The following is a 15,914-nucleotide window of genomic DNA, read 5'->3' as shown; positions in this document are numbered from 1 at the left end:
TGGTCATGTCCGGTTTCACGGGTACCGCTCAGTCTATGGCGGTGCCTTGGTCCGGCCGCCGGGGGGAGGTCCGCGGCCGCGGTCTCGCGGCACAGCGGCAACACTCGCAGCGACGAGGCAACTACAGGACGACGGTACGGCGGGAAACCACAGGTCTTCCACTCCGTGGACGCCGGGGGCACCGGTGGGGCGCGGCGTCTGACACAATTTCAGTGCCAGTTCCTCGCACGAGGGGCCGCCGGAACGCGGCCAGGTGCGGTGGTGAGCAGCGCGGCCGGCGAGGTGTCGCGCACGAAGCTGGAGGCGTTGAGTCCGGTGTCCTTCCTCATCCGGGTGCAGATACCGGACCGGCCCGGCAACCTCGGGTCGGTGGCGAGCGCGCTCGGCGAGATCGGTGCCGACATCCTCAGCGTCGACGTGGTCGAGCGCAGCAACGGCGTGGCGATCGACGACCTGGTCGTGGAGCTGCCCTCCGGTCGGCTGCCCGACGTGCTGATCACCGCGGCCGAGTCGGTCGACGGCGTCGAGGTCGATGCGGTCCGGCCCTACGCGGGCGTGCTGGACACGCACCGCGAGCTGGAGCTCGTCGAGGAGATCGCGGCCGAGCCGGGGCGCGGGTTGCAGATCTTCGCCGAGGGCGTCCCCAAGATCATCCGATCTGGTTGGGCGATCATCTTCGGGCACCGCTCGGGCGGGGCGGAGCAGCTGGCCGCCAGCACCTCGGCCCCGCAGGAAGGCTACCTGGAGCTGCCGTGGCTGCCGCTGCCGCGGGCGACGATCCTGGACGACGACGAGGACTGGGTGCCGGACACCTGGAAGGAGCTCGGCACCGAGCTGGCGGCGACGCCGATCGGCAAGCCGGACCGGGTGCTGCTGGCGGGCCGCCCGGGAGGCCCGATGTTCCGCACCGCGGAGCTCGCCCGCCTGGCCCACCTGGCCGGCATCGTCTCGGTCGTCCTCGACGGCTGAGCACGCCGCAAGCCCGGTCGATCATCGCTTCCGCCGGCGCCCGGCCGACGCCGTTGCCGGCCATCTCCGGCGCCACGGCCAGCACCCGGATTTCCAGCGCACCGGGCCGCGCGAGGTCGGCGTAGACACTGCCGGGCCGCACCAGGGTGACCGTGCCGTGCACCTCGTCACCCGGGAGTTCTGCCTTCTCCGCCCGCCCGGCGGGGTCGCGCAAGCACCACGGTGTGGTCGATGTCGGACGACAGGCTCCCGGCCTCGACGTAGGCCCGGACCGACAGCTCATCGATGGCTTCGTACTCGGCCGGCCGGGCCGCGCGGATCGTCGTCATGCCGCAGATCGTGCTACCACCAGCGGACGAACAGCCGTGAGTCCTCCGGGCCGCCGCAACAGCCCGAAGGACTGACGGCGTCACGCCTCCTCGGCCGGTAGCGCAACCTCGGCGGCGGCCTCCGGACCGTCGTCCAGCAGCACCCGGAAGCCGTTCTCGTTCAGCACCGGAACCTTGAGCTGCATGGCCTTGTCGTACTTCGAGCCCGGCGAGTCGCCGACCACGACGAAGGCGGTCTTCTTCGACACCGAACCGGCCGCCCGCCCGCCGCGGGCCATGATCAGCTCCTTGGCCTCATCACGGGAGAACGTCTGCAGCGTGCCGGTGACCACGATCGACAGGCCTTCGAGGGTGCGCGGGATCGACTCGTCGCGCTCGTCGGCCATTCGCACCCCGGCGGCCCGCCACTTACGCACCACCTCGCGGTGCCAGTCGACCTCGAACCACTCGCGCACCGCGGTGGCGATCGTCGGCCCGACTCCGTCCGCGGCGGCGAGCTCCTCCTCGGACGCCGCCTCGACCCGGTCCAGCGAGCCGAACTCGCGGGCCAGCGCCTGCGCGGCGGTCGGCCCGACGTGCCGGATCGACAGCCCCACCAGCACCCGCCACAGCGGCTTCTCCTTGGCCGCGTCCAGGTTCAAGAGGAGCTTGGCGCCGTTGGCCGACAGGTCGCCTTCCTTGTTGCGGAACAGCGGCGTCTTGAGCAGCTTCGGCTCGTCGAGGTCGAAGATGTCGCCCTCGTCCTCCACCACCCCGGCCGCCAGCAGCGCGTTCGCCGCCTCGTAGCCGAGCGCGTCGATGTCCAGGACCTTCCGGCTGGCCAGGTAGAACAGCCGCTCGCGGCGCTGACCGGGGCAGCCCTGGGCGTTCGGGCAGCGCAGGTCGACGTCGCCTTCCTTCTGCTGCGACAGCGGCCACCCGCACTCCGGGCACACGGCGGGCATGACGAACTCGCACTCGTCGCCGGTGCGCACGTCGACCACCGGGCCCAGCACCTCGGGGATCACGTCGCCGGCCTTGCGGATCACCACGCGGTCGCCGATCAGCACGCCCTTGCGGCGCACCTCGTCGGCGTTGTGCAGGGTCGCCATCGACACCGTGGACCCGGCGACCTTCACCGGCTCCATCACGGCGAACGGCGTGACCCGGCCGGTGCGGCCGACGTTGACCTGGATGTCCAGCAGCCTCGTGGTGGCCTGCTCCGGCGGGTACTTGTAGGCGATGGCCCAGCGCGGCGCGCGGGAGGTGGTGCCGAGCCGGCGCTGCAACGGGACCTCGTCGACCTTGATGACGATGCCGTCGATCTCGTGCTCAGCGGAGTCGCGGTGCTTGCCCCAGTAGTCGATGTGCCCGACCAATTCGTCCATAGTGGACAACACGACGGTGTGCCCGGACACCGGCAGGCCCCACGCCCTCAGCGCGGCGTAGGACTCGGACTGGCGGTTCGGTTCGAAGCCGTCCCGCTTGCCCAAGCCGTGGCAGATCAACCGCAGCGGTCGGCTGCGGCTGATCCGCGGGTCCTTCTGCCGCAGCGACCCGGCGGCGGAGTTGCGCGGGTTGGCGAACGGGGGCTTGCCTGCCTCGACGAGCTTGGCGTTGAGCTCCGCGAACCCGTCAACGCGGAAGAACACCTCCCCGCGGACCTCCACCAGCGCCGGCACCGGGAACTCCTCGGTCCCGGTCAGCTGCTCCGGCACATCGCCCATGGTGCGGACGTTGAGCGTCACGTCCTCGCCGGTGCGGCCATCGCCGCGGGTCAGGGCGCGCTCCAGCCGCCCGTCCCGGTACAGCAGGTTGATCGCCAGGCCGTCGATCTTCAGCTCGCACAGGTAGTGCACGTCGGTGCCCACCTCGCGCTCCACCCGGTCGACCCAGACCTGCAGCTCCTCGGTGCTGAACGCGTTGTCCAGGCTCAGCATCCGTTCCAGGTGCGCGACCGGGGTGAACTCGGTGGAGAAGGTGCCGCCCACCACCTGCGTCGGCGAGTCCGGCGCCTGCAGCGCGGGGTGCTCGGCCTCCATCTCCTGCAGTTGCGCGAACAGCCCGTCGAACTCGCCGTCGGAGATCGTCGGCGAGTCCAGCACGTAGTAGCGGAACTGGTGGCCGCGGACTTCCTCGGCCAGCTCCGCGTACCGCTCGCGCACCTCGGCGGGCACGTCTTCGACGCCTTCCGCCGGGCGGCCCGCGGCGGGGTCGCTGGGCACGACCTCCTCGGCGGTGGCCGCGGTGTCGTTCGCGGCGGAGTCCCGGTCCACATCCTTGCTGGTCACGCCCCGAGACTAGCGAGCGTCCCCGACAACAGCACGCACGACTCGTCGTGAGCGGTCAATCCGGCAAGAACCGGCTTCGCCACTCACGACTCGGTCGGCGCCGATGCGGTGCGGTCGAGTTCGCGGACCAGTTCGCGGAGCTCCAGCAGGCCGATCGCGCCTTCGGGTTCCAGTTCCGCGGTCTCCACCCGGCCCAGCCGGTCGGCCGCCAGCCGCTCGCCGAGGGTCGCGTCCAGCGGCAGGAACGTCAGCGCCCGGCGCGCGTTCTCCTCCAGCCCGCTGAAGCCGGGGTGGTAGACGGCGACGTCGACCAGCCCCTCGGCCTCGTAGACCTGGGCGACGACCCGCACGTCGGCCAGCGGGTACTTCTCGCCCCGCAGGTTCACGGTGACCTCGGTCGGGTCCGGCACCGGCGGTACGGAGTCGTGGTACTCCCAAAGCGTGTCGGCGGCCGGGGCGGCGGCCCTCCAGGCGTCCGTGTAGGGGCGCAGTCCGGGGTCGGCCTGGGCACTGATGACCAGCGCGTACACCGCCTTCTCGCCGTGCTCGATGGCGAAGGTCAGGTTCGGGTGCACCTCGGCGAGGGCTTCGGCCACCAGGCTCTCGATCCGCTGCGGCACGCTGTCGCCGAGCGCGGAGGCGATCTCCGGCAGCAGGTGGTCCCACCGCTGCCAGAACCGCGTGGCGCGGTCGGCCGCCTCGGCGTGGACATCGACCGGCTCGGCGGTCTCGGCGTTGTCCGGGGCTTCGGCGTTGCGACGGCGGAGGAACCTGAACATGCCCACCATTGTGCCGGGTACCGTGCTGTCTTCGGGGCCGATCCCGCGGACTCACCGGTCCGCCAGTTCGGCGGCGACGATGCGCGCGAGCTCACCCGCCTCCACCCCGCGCACCTGCCGCGCCCCGACCAGCACCCCGGCCAGCGCGGTCAGCGCATCCTCGTGAGTTGCCTGCCGCAACGCCTCAACCGCGCGCAGCTGGTTGCGGATCTTGCTGCACGGGCGGCTCCAGGTGCTCTGCCAGGACCATTCCCGGACCACCGCGCCGAGCGCACCGTGGTCGATCCAACCCCCTCTGATCAGGGATGACAGGGTCCGTCGCACGACGGGGTGGTCGACGCAGCCGACGGTGGCGACCACGTGCCGCGCAGCCGCGGCGACGGCCCGTCGCCGATCGGGCTCGGCGGCCAGGCGCAGCGCCGCGACCAGCTCGGGCGGGTAGCCGGCGATTTCGTCCAGCGGATTCGGCTCCCCGACCAGGTCGTCGGGCCACGGCGCGACCGGGAAGGTCTGGAAGTCGCCGACGAGCCAGTCCGGGGTCGGCGACAGCCCGGTCAGCCGCCCGGCCAACGCCAGCATTAGCGCCACCGGATCGGCCTGCGACCAGGGCAATCCGGCGCGGACGACTTCCAGCTCGTCCGGTCCGCTGCCCTCCCGGTACTCCGGCAGCACCGCCTCGAACGAGGTCCGGACATCGCCGAGCACCGCATGCGAGAAGCGGGTGAGCGCGCTCGCGTCCCAGAACACCGAGACGGCGGCCTGCCGCGCGGCCTGGCGCAGCACTTCCGGCCGCTGCCCCTGCCGACCGCTGTCCTCGACCACCAGCACCCAGCCGCCGACCTGCCGAAGCGCGATCATGGGGTATTTCTCCTGGTGGGCGAAGGCTTCCTCGCAGAAGTCGTCGATGTCCAGCGGCCGACCGAACCCGGCGACGGCACCGAAGTCCTCGGCCACCTCACCGACGCCGTCGCCCCGCACGAAGGTCAGGCACGCAGCCTCCTGGATGGTGCTCCGCCGAATCCACTCGGCCCGCTCGAGCTCGCTGATGCAATGACCGCCCACGAGTTCTTCCTACCAGCGCAACGACTTCCACACTGCGGATTCCGAAAACACGCACCGACAAGAAAGCAAGCCCAACCAGCAACCAGCTGCCCGTGGATCGAAACATGAGTCCAAAGTGGACGAACAAAGGCGATCGCTTCGCCGCGGGGCGAATCGTCCAGCCGCCCGCTCCAGGTCGCAACCAGCCGCACAGGCGGGCCGCCTACTGCTGCGGGTTCGCGGGGTCCGGCGGGTTGCCTTCGAGGAGTTTCGCGGCTATCGCTTCCGCGAGGAGGTGTTGGTCTTTCGCGGTCAGGCTTCGAATCAAAGCTTCTCGCTTTCCCGCTCGATGCTCACCCTACGGGCTTTTGCCTAGTCGAAGCGGGCGACCAGCACCTTCGCACACTCCGCTGCCGTGGCCGCCGATGAAGACACCGCTCAGCACGAGTTGGCCCAACTGCAGCGCCGCACCACATTTCGCGCCTTCCGGGCCTTCGCCTCCTCGTACGCGGTCCACTCGGACCGCGCCCAGCTCGCGGAGCTCGGCCAGCAGCCGCTGCGTCGGGCGCTCCGAGGGATCCTCGGACAGGTCGAAACCGGCCAGCCGGCGGGCCATCTCGCGAACCTTCCGCAGCTCGAGATCTCGATCTTCCTCACGGTAGCCGATCGATCACGCTGCGGTGGGCGGTTCGCTACTGCTCGGCTTCGTCGGCGAAGAGGTTGGCGAGGTCGCGGGTGAGGCTGATCGCGCGGCGCGTCCAGGCCGGTGTCGCTCCCGCGAGGCCGCAGGTCGGGGTCGGCACGCTGCGCTCGGCCAGGGCCCGGCGTGCGAAGCCGAGGCGGGAGGCCAGGTCGAACGCGGGTTGGGCGACTCGGCGGAGACGGGCTTCGCCCGTCAGCTCCGTGCTCGGGACCAGTCCGAGGAACAACGTGGTGCCCTCTTCCCAGGCCTCCCCCAGTTCGTCGGCGAACGAACCGGACACGTCACCGAGCCCGGTGGCGTCCAGCGCGATAGCCCCGGCGCCGGCCCGGCGCAGCATCGCGACCGGCGGGCGGACCGCGCAGCAGTGCACCACGACCGGCGAACCCGTTGCGGCCGCGAGCTTCTCGATCATCTCGGCCAGCACGCGTTGCGCGTCCGGTTCCGGGACCGCGGGCACCTTGCCGTAACCGGAGGGCGTAGGCAGCGACCCCGCCAGCACTGCGGGCAACGACGGCTCGTCGAGCTGGACGACGACCCTGGCGCCGGTGCGAGCGGCGACCTGTTCGGAGTGCTCGATCAGGCCTTCGGTCAGCGACTCCGTGAAGTCGCGCAGCGCGCCCTGGTCGGTCAGCACCCGGTGTCCGCGGTGCAGCTCGATCCCGGCCGACAACGTCCACGGGCCCGCCGCCTGCACCTTCACCGCCCGCGGAGCGCCCGCTTCGGCGGCCGCTTGCTCCACGGCGTCCAGGTCCCAGCGCATCAGGTCGATGGCGCGCTGGTGGTCCCGGCCGGGGCGGGAGGCGACCCGGTAGCCCGACGGCACCACTTCGACGGCGAGGTCGACCAGCAGCCCGGCGGTGCGGCCGAGGATATCGGCGCCGACGCCGCGCCCCGGCAGCTCCGGGAAGGGCGTCAGGTCGGGCAGTTCGCCGACGACCGTGCGCGCCGCCTCGACCGGATCGGCCCCGGGCATCGATCCGATGGCTGTGGCGATCCTAGGGCCCCAAGGTGCGTCACTCACCCCGCCATTATCGACAGCCCGCCGCGCGCCGCCCGACGGGGCACAGTCAACGCGGCTCGGCGCCCGTGAGCGTTTTCGGGTGCTATCGCGCCCAGAACCACTCACGGTCCTTGACCAGCCAAAACGAAGCTGCGATCAGCCGGTGAACCGATCGCGCAGGACGCGTTTGAGGAGCTTGCCCGAGCTGTTGCGCGGCAGGTCGTCGACGAAGCGGATCTCCTTCGGCACCTTGAAGCCGGCCAGGCTGCCGCGCGCGTGCTCCAGCAGTTCCGCCTCCGTCACCTCGGCCTTGGCGACCACCACCGCCGCGATGCGCTCGATCCACTTCGGATCGGGCACCGCGATCACCGCCACTTCGGCCACCGCCGGGTGCGTGTACAGCGCGTCCTCCACCTCGCGGGATGCGACCAGCACGCCACCGGTGTTGATCACGTCCTTGATCCGGTCGACGACGAAGCAGTAGCCGTCCGAGTCGCGTCGCACCAGGTCGCCGGAATGGAACCAGCCGCCGCGGAACGCCGCGGCGGTCTCCGCCGGCTTGTCCCAGTACCCGGTGCACAGCTGCGGCGACCGGTAGACGATCTCGCCCAACTCCCCCGGCGCGACCTCCTCGCCCTGCTCGTCGACGACCTTCGCCTCCACGAACAGCACGGGCCGCCCGGCGGAATCCGGCCGCTCGTCGTGCTCCTCCGGGCGCAGCACCGTCGCAAGTGGAGCGATCTCGGACTGCCCGAAGCAGTTGTAGAACCCCAGCTCCGGCATCTGATCGCGCAACCGCTGCAACACCGGCCCGGGCATGATCGAGGCGCCGTAGTAGGCCTTGCGCAGCGTCTTCAGGTCGCGGGTGGCGAAGTCGGAGTGGTTGGCCAGCGCCACCCAAACCGTTGGCGCGGCGAAGAACGCGCTGATCCGCTCCTCCTCGATCCGCCGCAGGATGTCTCCGTGCTCCGGCACTTCCACCAGCACGTTGGTGGAGCCGATCATCAGCTGCGGCAGGAGGAACACGTGCATCTGCGCCGAGTGGTACAGCGGCATCACGTGCAGCGGCAGATCGTCTTCGCGGAAGTCCAGCGCCACCAAGCAGGACACGTATTCGTGCAGCAGCGCGCGATGCGTCATCATCGCGCCCTTGGGCTGCGAGGTCGTGCCCGAGGTGTAGAGCAGTTGGACCAGCGCATCGTCGGCGACGGCGACGTCCAACTCCGGCAGCGGGCCGTCGATGCACTGCGCCAGCAGCGAATCCGCGCTGTCGCGCAACGGGATCACGCGCTCGACCGATGTGCCGGGACGGACTTCGGCGAGCTTTTCGGCCAAGGCAGGATCCACCAGCGCGATGCTGCTGCCCGACTGCTCCAGCAGGTAGCCCAGCTCGCCCGAGGTCAGGTTGTAGTTGATCGGCACGTGCACCAGGCCTGCCCGCGCACAGGCGAGGAATCCGATCAGGTAGACGTCGGAGTTCTTGCCGTAAGCCGCGATCCGGTCGCCTTGGTTCGCCCCGGCGGCCAGCAGCACCCCGGCGGCGCGGGTGACCGCAGCATCGAGTTCGGCATAGGTCCAAACCCATTCCTGCCCAGCACTATCGACGAACCGCAGCGCCTCGCGGTCCGGGACTCGCGCGGCGCTGCGCCGCAACACGTCTGCGACTGTGCTGGCCCGAAGATCGAGCACAGGACCTCCCCAGTTCACGATACTGGTGTGGTGCCAGACACTAGCCGCGAACCGCGCTGCACACTAGGCCGTCAGCGGCGCTACAACTCGCGCAGTGCGTCGTTGACGACATCGGGCCGCTGGCTGTGCGGCCAGTGCGACGCGCCCGGCACCTGCAGGTGATCGGCGTTGCTGCGCCGCGCTGTCACGCGCGCGCACTCCATGATCGGCTCGCCTCCTTGCTCGCGACCGAACCCGAAACCTCGTGCGCCGCCCAAGTGCCCGAACCGTGCACGAGGATCGCGCGCGCTCCGTCGCCCCTTTCCGCGACATGCAGTGAAGTCATGCGCACATTCTGTCGACGCGCTGAAGTGATGTCACTTGCTCAACGCGGCAATCGCCGCTTCCAGGGCGGCGTCGCGGAATTCCTCGGGCACCCCTTCGGTTGTCGCGCAGTCCTGCAACCCGCCGATCGCGACGGTCGCCCGAGCGATCTGCGCCGGTGATGCGTCGGGTCCGACCAGCAATGCGTAGACGCGGTTGCGCCAGGCAAGCATCTGCTGCATCAGATCGAGCTGCGCCAACGCCGAGACGTCCCGCAGGACCAGCTCGAAGACCTGCCGGTACCGCAGGACCACGTCAAAGTAGTCGGCCAGGAACTGGCGCGGATCGACCTCCGCGGCCGCCTCGCGGTCCGCCAGCAGGTCCTCGATCTCGTCGACGAACGGCTGCACGATGCCGCGCATCAGGTCCGCCTTGGACGGGAAGTGGTAGTACAGCGCGGCTTTGGTGATGCCGAGCCGCTCGGCGACCTCCCGCAGGCTCGTCTTCTCGAACCCCTGGCGGGCGAACAGCTCCGCGGCGACCGCGCGGATCTCCGCCCTGGTGTCGACCCGTGTCCTCGGCATCGGCGTCCTCCTCCCCGCGGATCCTACTGCTTGCCGACCAGTAAGTTACTTGCCGACCGGTAAGTAAGCGGGCTAGCTTAGCCCATGACGAAGAACATCCTGATCTCCGGCGCCAGCATCGCCGGGCCGGCGCTGGCGTTCTGGCTGCGCAAGCACGGTTTCAACCCGACCGTGGTGGAGCGCGCACCCGCGATGCGCGACGGCGGCTACGCCGTCGACGTTCGCGGCGCGTCGGTCGAGGTGGCCGAGCGGATGGGCATCCTGGCCGAACTTCAGGATGCTCGCACCGGCATGAGGGGCATGACCGTCGTCGGTGCGGCGGGCCGGCCGGTGGCCGAAGTCCGCATGGACGAACTGTTCGGCGGCGAACGCGACATCGAGATCATGCGCGGCACGCTCACCCGGATCCTGCACGAGCGCACCAGCGGAACCGAGTACCTCTTTGGCGACTCCATCACCGCCATCGACCAGGGCGCCGACGGCGTTCGCGTGACCTTCGAGAACCACGCGCCGCGCGAATTCGACCTCGTGGTCGGCGCCGACGGGCTGCACTCCAACGTCCGGCGGCTGGCGTTCGGCCCGGAGCCCGGTTTCCACCACTACCTCGGCTACCACGTCTCGATCTTCAGCACCGACAACTTCCTCGACCTGGACCGCTGGACCACGATCCGCAACACACCCGGCAAGGTGGCGGGCTTGTACCAGGCGCGAACCGACACCGGGGCGAAGGCGATCCTCGGCTTCAAATCACCGGAACTGCGCTTCGACCCCCGCGACCCGCAGACCCAGATCGCCTTGCTGGACAAGGCTTTCGCCGACGAGGGCTGGATCGCGCCCCGCCTGCTCGACGCCGCACGCCGCGCACCGGACTTCTACTTCGACTCGATCGCCCAGATCCACCTTGACGACTGGACGCGCGGACGCGTGGTGCTGGTCGGCGACGCGGGCTACTGCCCGTCCCCGCTGTCCGGCCAGGGCTCCAGCCTCGCGCTGGTCGGCGCCTACGTGCTGGCCGGCGAACTGCTCGCCACCGACGGGGACCACCGCACCGCGTTCCGCCGCTACGAGGCGGAAATGCGGAACTACGTGACGCTGAACCAGAAGATCGCGACGGACGGCGCGAAAACGCTGATCCCCAAGACCGCCACCGGCCTGTGGCTTCGCAACCAGGCGTTCCGCGTGATGCGCTACCTGCCCCGGGCCAGCGGCCTGCCCAAGGAGATCCAGCACGCCGCCAATGCGATCAGCCTCCGCGAGTACGCACCGGGGTCATGACCGTGAAGCGGCGCGTTAACGCGAGCATCTACCGAACACTGCGGGCCGGGCGGCCATCGCCCGGTGGTGCACCGATCAGCTCGATTCGTCGCCGGTGGCGCACCAACGGCGAACGATCAGCATCCACGGCGAACCAACCCACCCGCAGCACCTGGCCGAGCTCGCCGAGCGCTCTTGATCAGGACTGCGACCGTTAGCGGGTGGCGGAGATGAGGCCGCTGCCGAGGACGAGGTCTCCCGCGGCGTCCTGGTGGTAGAGGACGATCGCCTGCCCCGGAGCGACACCGCGCAGCGGCTGGCGGAGCTGGACTCGGATGCCGTCCTCGTCGGCCTCGGCGACCGCCTCGGCCGTGCCGCCGTGGGCCCGGACCTGGATCACGCATTCCGTCGGGCCGTCCAACGGCCGCTCAGATGGCCAGATGGGCCGCTTCGCGTCGATCTCGCTGACCGACAGCCGATCCGCCGAACCCACCTGGACGGTCCCGGACACCGGCTCCAGCGAAAGCACGTAGCGCGGCCGGCCGTCCGAGGCCGGGGCGTCGATGCCGAGCCCCTTGCGCTGGCCCACGGTGAACCCGTGCACGCCAGTGTGCTCGCCGAGCACCGCGCCGGTTTCGGCGTCCACCAGCTTGCCCGGCGTCTGCCCGAGCTTGGTCTCCAGGAACTTCTTGGTGTCGCCGTCCGGGATGAAGCAGATGTCGTGGCTGTCCGGCTTCTTGGCCACCGCCAGGTCCCGCTCGGCGGCCTCGACGCGCACCTCGGACTTCAGCGAGTCGCCGAGCGGGAACATCGAGTGCCGCAGCTGCTCCGCGGTCAGCGAGGCCAGCACGTAGGACTGGTCCTTGCCGTCGTCCCGGCTGCGCCGCAGCTCCGGCACACCGTCCACGATGGACAGTCGGGCGTAGTGCCCGGTGCAGACCGCGTCGAAGCCCAGCGCCATGGCCTTCTCCAGCAGCGCCTCGAACTTGATCTTCTCGTTGCAGGTCAGGCACGGGTTCGGGGTGCGGCCCGCGGCGTACTCGCCGACGAAGGTTTCGATGACCGCCTCGGTGAACCGCTCCGCGAAGTCCCACACGTAGAACGGGATGCCCAGCAGGTCCGCGGCGCGGCGGGCGTCCCGGGAGTCCTCGATGGTGCAGCACCCGCGGGCGCCGGTGCGCAGCGTGCCGGGCTTCGCCGACAGCGCCAGGTGCACGCCGACCACGTCGTGGCCCGCCGCGACCGCTCGGGCGGCGGCGACGGCGGAATCGACCCCGCCGCTCATGGCTGCCAGTACTCGCACGCCTCACACCTCCGTGGCGGCGGTCGTCGACCCCGCCGAAGATCGGCGCAACCCGGGCAGGCCGGCGCTACGCGCTCGTTGCACCACCGGCCCGATCGCCTCGGTGAGTGCCTGTACATCGGCCGCGGTCGAAGTGTGCCCCAGCGAGAAGCGCAGCGACCCGCGCGCGGCCTTCGGGTCCGCCCCCATCGCCAGCAGCACGTGGCTGGGCTCCGAGACCCCCGCGGTGCAGGCGGAGCCGGTGGAACACTCGATCCCCTTGGCATCCAACAACATCAGCAGGCTGTCGCCCTCGCAGCCGGGGAACGTGAAGTGCGCGTTGCCGGGCAACCGGGACGGTCCACCGCCCACGACGTCGTGCCCCGGATCGCCGTTGAGCACCACGTCCGGCACCACGGCGCGCACGCCGGCGATCAGCTCGTCGCGCAGCTTGGCCAACTGCGGCGCCTGCGATTCGCGCGCACCGACCGCCTCGCGCACGGCCGACGCCAACCCCAGCACACCAGGGGTGTCGAGCGTCCCGGACCGCACCTCGCGCTCCTGGCCGCCGCCGTGCAGCACCGGGGTGCACTTGACGTCCCGCGACAACAGCAACACACCGACCCCGTACGGACCGCCGACCTTGTGGCCGGTCATGGTCAGTGCCGCGACCCCGGAGGCCGCGAAGTCCACCGGCAATGTCTCGACGGCCTGCACGGCATCAGTGTGCAGCGGCACCCCGCGGCGGTCGGCAATCGCGGACAGCTCCGAGATCGCGTTGACGGTGCCGACCTCGTTGTTGGCCCACATGACGGTGGCCAACGCCACGTCGTCCGGGTTCTCCGCAAAAGCCGCCTCGAACACCTCCGGGCGCACCCGGCCGTTCGAGTCGGCTGCCAGCCAAGTCACCTCGGCACCCTCGTGCTCGGCCAGCCACTCGACGGCGTCCAGCACCGCGTGGTGCTCGACGGTCGAGGCGAGGACGCGGCGCCGGGTGGGATCCGCGGCCCGACGCGCCCAGAAGATCCCCTTGACCGCCAAGTTGTCGCTCTCGGTCCCGCCCGCGGTGAACAGCACCTCCGACGGCCGGGCCCCCAGCGCATCGGCGACGTCCTCCCGCGACTCCTCCACCGCGCGGCGTGCCCGGCGACCCGAGGTGTGCAGGGACGAGGCGTTGCCGATCCTGGTCAACGCCTCGCTCATCGCTGCGACCGCCCCTGGCCGCATCGGTGTCGTGGCAGCGTGGTCGAGGTAAGTCATCGCGCTGTCCAGGGTAATGCAGCCGCCCCGGCGGCCACCCCTCGGTCCGGCGGAAGGCGCAGGTCAGGACGTTTGCGCACGGCCCGAGCGGACGAGCAGCAACGCGGCCAGCACGGCACCGACCAGCGCTCGGTGAGGAAACCCGCGATCACCGGCCCCACCAGCGCGGGTACCACCCACGCCGACGACATCGCGGCGAACGCCGCAGGCCGGTGCTCCTCCGGGAAGACCCGACCGATCATCACGTGGAGCGCGACGATGAGCACCCCGCCACCCCGCCACCGCAGCCCTGCAGCACACGGGCGACGAGCAGCACCAGGATGCTGTGCGCAGCGGCGGCGACGATCAGCCCGACAGCGAACGTCGGCAGCGCGAGCAGCAGCGGAAGCGCGGGCCCGCGCCGATCCGCTTGCCTACCGCCGAGCACCGTGCCGATCGCGCTGGCCGCCAGGAAGACGGTGAACGACCAGGAATACCAGTGCTGCGCGCCGAGTTCGGCGACGATCGTGGGCAGCGCGGTGCCCAGCCCATGGCCTCGAATGTGACGAGGGTGATGACCAGAACCAGCCCGGCGGTGAAGCTGCGACGTTGGGGATTCCACAAAGCGCCCTGGGTCTTCTCACAGCGACCACCAGCAGTCGTGAGTGTGAAAACCGGTAAGGGCCGGTCTTCACACCCACGACATCTGACCTGCGGCAACGGCCGCACCGGAGCTCGAAGAGCGGCACTCAGACGCCGCCGCGCCCTACCGAACCGCGACGGTCACCTCCAAAACAGCCTCTACAGCACCCGAAAGCACTCACGGGTGTTATGCGGCGAGGTCGTGTGCGCTGCGGTGCTCCGGCGAAGCCTGGTGGCCCGGCGAAGCACCGGTGGCCGCAACGATCGCGGACTGGGCCTGCTCGGCCAACTCCCGGCGGTCGGTGCCGACCAACTCGGGCAACACCACCAATTCCACGACCAGGCCCCGCATCCGCGCCACCGCGAGGACCGAATCGACCAGCGTGGCATCGCCCAGGAACGCCGCCGCAGTGGTCGGCTCGCCGGCCTCGGTCCGGAAGACCAGCGCAACCGGCTGCATCCGCACACCCGCATCCACCGCGGCCTGGAAGACGGCCGGCCGGAACCGCCCGGAAGCCCGCCCGCACCAGGTCGTTCCCTCCGGGAAGGCACCGATCACGGCCCCCGCGCGCAACTCGTCGGCGATCGTCCGCACCGCGTCGGGCAGCGCCGACAGCCGGTCGCGATCGATGTAAATGGTGCCGGCCCGCCCGGCGAGCGACCCCAGCAGCGGCCAGGACCGGACCTCGACCTTGGCCAGCATCCGCATCGGGTGAAGCGCCTGGAGCGTTACGACGTCCAGCCACGAAACGTGGTTGCTGACCACCAGCGCGCCGCCCGGCGGAATCCGCTCCTCGAACGCGAGGCCGACTCCCAGAACGCACAACAGCATCCGGAACCACGTCCGCAACGCCCGATCCCGCCAAGCCGCCGGCAGCACCGGCAGCGCCAGCGTGAGGACGCACCCGACCAGCAACAACCCGACGGTGCCGCCCAGCCGCAGCACCACCCGGGGCAGCCCCACCTCCGCCTGCTTGTCGCGCGGCGGAAGGCAATCCGGCCCGCACGGCGACGCGGGCGTCCACTGGTTCATGCCGCGTCGCCCAGGAAGAAGCGCAGGTACCGCTGATCGGCGCGCTTGAGGTCCAGGAGCACAAAGTAGTCGGCCACGCCGAAGTCCGGATCGTGCGCCGGAGGCCCGCACACCTGAGCACCAAGCCGCAGGTACCCCTTGAGCAGCGGCGGCATCGGCGCACGTCCGGTGACCTCGAACGACTCCCAAGGCCGGTACGGGCGCACGCGGTGTTCCTCCGGCGCGTAGTGCTTCCCCGACACCGTGTTCCACACGTGCGCTGCCTGACCGCCTCCGTCGTCCAGCGGCACCGAAGCACAACCCGCGAGCATGGTGTGACCGTGCAGCAGCATGTACCGCGCGATCCCGGTCCACACCAGACTGACGACGGCGCCGTTGCGGTGGTCCGGGTGCACGCACGACCGCCCGGTCTCCACCAGCGATGGGCGCAGCGGGTCGAGCGCCGAAAGGTCGAACTCGGTTTCCGAATAGAGCATTCCGGCTGCCTTCGCCCGATCCGGCGGCAGCATCCGGTAGGTCCCGACCACCGCGCCGGAGCGGTCGTCGCGGACGATCAGATGGTCACAGTAGTCGTCGAAGGAATCCCGGTCGACGCCGAATTCGCGACCGGTGACCGTGGCCCCCATCTCCTCGGCGAACACCTGGTAGCGCAGGCGTTGCGCGGCGTGCACTTCGTCGGAGTCTCTGGCGACCAGCAGCGAGTAGTGGGCGTCGGCCGCCGCACTCGGTGCGGCACTGGCCAGCAGCTGCGTCTCGGACATGCCGCAGGTGTATCGCCGCGCGGCGAACGCCCAACA

17 protein-coding genes are annotated in these 15,914 nt (G+C 70.5%); 2 read left to right on the top strand and 15 right to left on the bottom strand.

All coding sequences use genetic code 11. From position 1 onward, the window contains the following. Positions 1 to 315: 315 nt before the first annotated feature. Positions 316 to 969 carry an ACT domain-containing protein gene (locus DL519_RS37025; protein ID WP_190824446.1) on the top strand — a complete coding sequence of 218 codons (654 nt, stop codon included), beginning with the start codon at positions 316 to 318 and terminating at the stop codon, positions 967 to 969. A gap of 167 nt (positions 970 to 1,136) precedes the next feature. Here DL519_RS37025 and DL519_RS37020 read toward each other — a convergent pair whose 3' ends face one another. The 9 genes from DL519_RS37020 to DL519_RS36980 form a co-directional block, all read right to left on the bottom strand. Beyond that, entirely contained in the window at positions 1,137 to 1,298 is a 162-nt protein-coding gene (locus tag DL519_RS37020; protein ID WP_190821765.1) for a hypothetical protein, read from the bottom strand. 80 nt (positions 1,299 to 1,378) lie between these two features. Next, the gene (ligA, locus tag DL519_RS37015) at positions 1,379 to 3,568 is read right to left on the bottom strand and encodes an NAD-dependent DNA ligase LigA (protein WP_397545012.1); all 2,190 of its coding nucleotides are present in this window, start codon (positions 3,566 to 3,568) and stop codon (positions 1,379 to 1,381) included. A gap of 83 nt (positions 3,569 to 3,651) precedes the next feature. After that, positions 3,652 to 4,347, bottom strand: a complete 696-nt coding sequence (locus tag DL519_RS37010; protein WP_190821763.1) for a hypothetical protein — start codon at positions 4,345 to 4,347, stop codon at positions 3,652 to 3,654. A gap of 51 nt (positions 4,348 to 4,398) precedes the next feature. Next, positions 4,399 to 5,409 (bottom strand): DUF6461 domain-containing protein, encoded by a 1,011-nt coding sequence (locus DL519_RS37005; RefSeq protein ID WP_190821761.1) that lies wholly within the window; start codon positions 5,407 to 5,409, stop codon positions 4,399 to 4,401. A gap of 337 nt (positions 5,410 to 5,746) precedes the next feature. After that, complete coding sequence (locus DL519_RS37000; protein WP_190821759.1) at positions 5,747 to 6,004, bottom strand: hypothetical protein; 258 nt, start codon at positions 6,002 to 6,004, stop codon at positions 5,747 to 5,749. A gap of 76 nt (positions 6,005 to 6,080) precedes the next feature. Beyond that, a complete protein-coding gene (locus DL519_RS36995) occupies positions 6,081 to 7,112 on the bottom strand; it encodes a uroporphyrinogen decarboxylase/cobalamine-independent methonine synthase family protein (RefSeq protein ID WP_190821757.1) in 1,032 nt (343 codons plus the stop codon). A gap of 135 nt (positions 7,113 to 7,247) precedes the next feature. After that, positions 7,248 to 8,780, bottom strand: coding sequence for a fatty acyl-CoA synthetase (locus tag DL519_RS36990; protein WP_190821755.1), 1,533 nt, complete (start codon positions 8,778 to 8,780; stop codon positions 7,248 to 7,250). An 80-nt stretch (positions 8,781 to 8,860) separates the two neighbouring features. Next, positions 8,861 to 8,983 carry an alpha/beta fold hydrolase gene (locus DL519_RS49210; RefSeq protein ID WP_190821753.1) on the bottom strand — a complete coding sequence of 41 codons (123 nt, stop codon included), beginning with the start codon at positions 8,981 to 8,983 and terminating at the stop codon, positions 8,861 to 8,863. A 153-nt stretch (positions 8,984 to 9,136) separates the two neighbouring features. Next, positions 9,137 to 9,667 (bottom strand): TetR/AcrR family transcriptional regulator, encoded by a 531-nt coding sequence (locus tag DL519_RS36980; protein ID WP_190821750.1) that lies wholly within the window; start codon positions 9,665 to 9,667, stop codon positions 9,137 to 9,139. An 84-nt stretch (positions 9,668 to 9,751) separates the two neighbouring features. Between DL519_RS36980 and DL519_RS36975 the strand changes: the two genes are divergently transcribed. After that, the gene (locus tag DL519_RS36975) at positions 9,752 to 10,942 is read left to right on the top strand and encodes an FAD-dependent monooxygenase (protein WP_190821748.1); all 1,191 of its coding nucleotides are present in this window, start codon (positions 9,752 to 9,754) and stop codon (positions 10,940 to 10,942) included. Positions 10,943 to 11,135: 193 nt separating this feature from the next. Here the strand turns inward: DL519_RS36975 and mnmA are convergent, their stop codons facing one another. The 6 genes from mnmA to DL519_RS36950 form a co-directional block, all read right to left on the bottom strand. Then, the gene (mnmA, locus tag DL519_RS36970) at positions 11,136 to 12,224 is read right to left on the bottom strand and encodes a tRNA 2-thiouridine(34) synthase MnmA (RefSeq protein ID WP_168585060.1); all 1,089 of its coding nucleotides are present in this window, start codon (positions 12,222 to 12,224) and stop codon (positions 11,136 to 11,138) included. A 3-nt stretch (positions 12,225 to 12,227) separates the two neighbouring features. Then, the gene (locus tag DL519_RS36965; RefSeq protein ID WP_190821746.1) at positions 12,228 to 13,463 is read right to left on the bottom strand and encodes a cysteine desulfurase family protein; all 1,236 of its coding nucleotides are present in this window, start codon (positions 13,461 to 13,463) and stop codon (positions 12,228 to 12,230) included. Further along, positions 13,460 to 13,729, bottom strand: a complete 270-nt coding sequence (locus DL519_RS49205) for a hypothetical protein (protein ID WP_263399764.1) — start codon at positions 13,727 to 13,729, stop codon at positions 13,460 to 13,462. Before DL519_RS49205 ends, DL519_RS36965 begins: the two co-directional genes overlap by 4 nt. Continuing rightward, positions 13,705 to 14,064 (bottom strand): MFS transporter, encoded by a 360-nt coding sequence (locus DL519_RS49200; RefSeq protein ID WP_263399763.1) that lies wholly within the window; start codon positions 14,062 to 14,064, stop codon positions 13,705 to 13,707. Before DL519_RS49200 ends, DL519_RS49205 begins: the two co-directional genes overlap by 25 nt. Before the next feature lie 207 nt (positions 14,065 to 14,271). Continuing rightward, positions 14,272 to 15,117 (bottom strand): lysophospholipid acyltransferase family protein, encoded by an 846-nt coding sequence (locus DL519_RS36955; protein ID WP_190821744.1) that lies wholly within the window; start codon positions 15,115 to 15,117, stop codon positions 14,272 to 14,274. Further along, on the bottom strand, positions 15,114 to 15,878 hold the full coding sequence (locus DL519_RS36950) for a GNAT family N-acetyltransferase (protein ID WP_190821741.1): 765 nt from the start codon (positions 15,876 to 15,878) through the stop codon (positions 15,114 to 15,116). The genes DL519_RS36955 and DL519_RS36950 overlap by 4 nt, the downstream gene beginning before the upstream one ends. Between the last annotated feature and the right edge of the window lie 36 nt (positions 15,879 to 15,914).

The organism is Saccharopolyspora pogona (assembly GCF_014697215.1).
GTDB classification, from domain to species: Bacteria; Actinomycetota; Actinomycetes; order Mycobacteriales; family Pseudonocardiaceae; genus Saccharopolyspora; species Saccharopolyspora hattusasensis.
This window is presented reverse-complemented; position numbering and strand designations above follow the sequence as displayed.

Excerpts from the sequence above, each read along its gene's own strand:
- DL519_RS37020 (WP_190821765.1), bottom strand. The coding sequence starts at position 1,298 with ATGACGACGATCCGCGCGGCCCGGCCGGCCGAGTACGAAGCCATCGAT.
- DL519_RS37010 (WP_190821763.1), bottom strand. The coding sequence starts at position 4,347 with ATGTTCAGGTTCCTCCGCCGTCGCAACGCCGAAGCCCCGGACAACGCC.
- DL519_RS37000 (WP_190821759.1), bottom strand. The coding sequence starts at position 6,004 with ATGGCCCGCCGGCTGGCCGGTTTCGACCTGTCCGAGGATCCCTCGGAG.
- DL519_RS49210 (WP_190821753.1), bottom strand. The coding sequence starts at position 8,983 with ATGGAGTGCGCGCGCGTGACAGCGCGGCGCAGCAACGCCGATCACCTG.
- DL519_RS36980 (WP_190821750.1), bottom strand. The coding sequence starts at position 9,667 with ATGCCGAGGACACGGGTCGACACCAGGGCGGAGATCCGCGCGGTCGCC.
- DL519_RS36975 (WP_190821748.1), top strand. The coding sequence starts at position 9,752 with ATGACGAAGAACATCCTGATCTCCGGCGCCAGCATCGCCGGGCCGGCG.
- DL519_RS36965 (WP_190821746.1), bottom strand. The coding sequence starts at position 13,463 with ATGACTTACCTCGACCACGCTGCCACGACACCGATGCGGCCAGGGGCG.
- DL519_RS36955 (WP_190821744.1), bottom strand. The coding sequence starts at position 15,117 with ATGAACCAGTGGACGCCCGCGTCGCCGTGCGGGCCGGATTGCCTTCCG.
- DL519_RS36950 (WP_190821741.1), bottom strand. The coding sequence starts at position 15,878 with ATGTCCGAGACGCAGCTGCTGGCCAGTGCCGCACCGAGTGCGGCGGCC.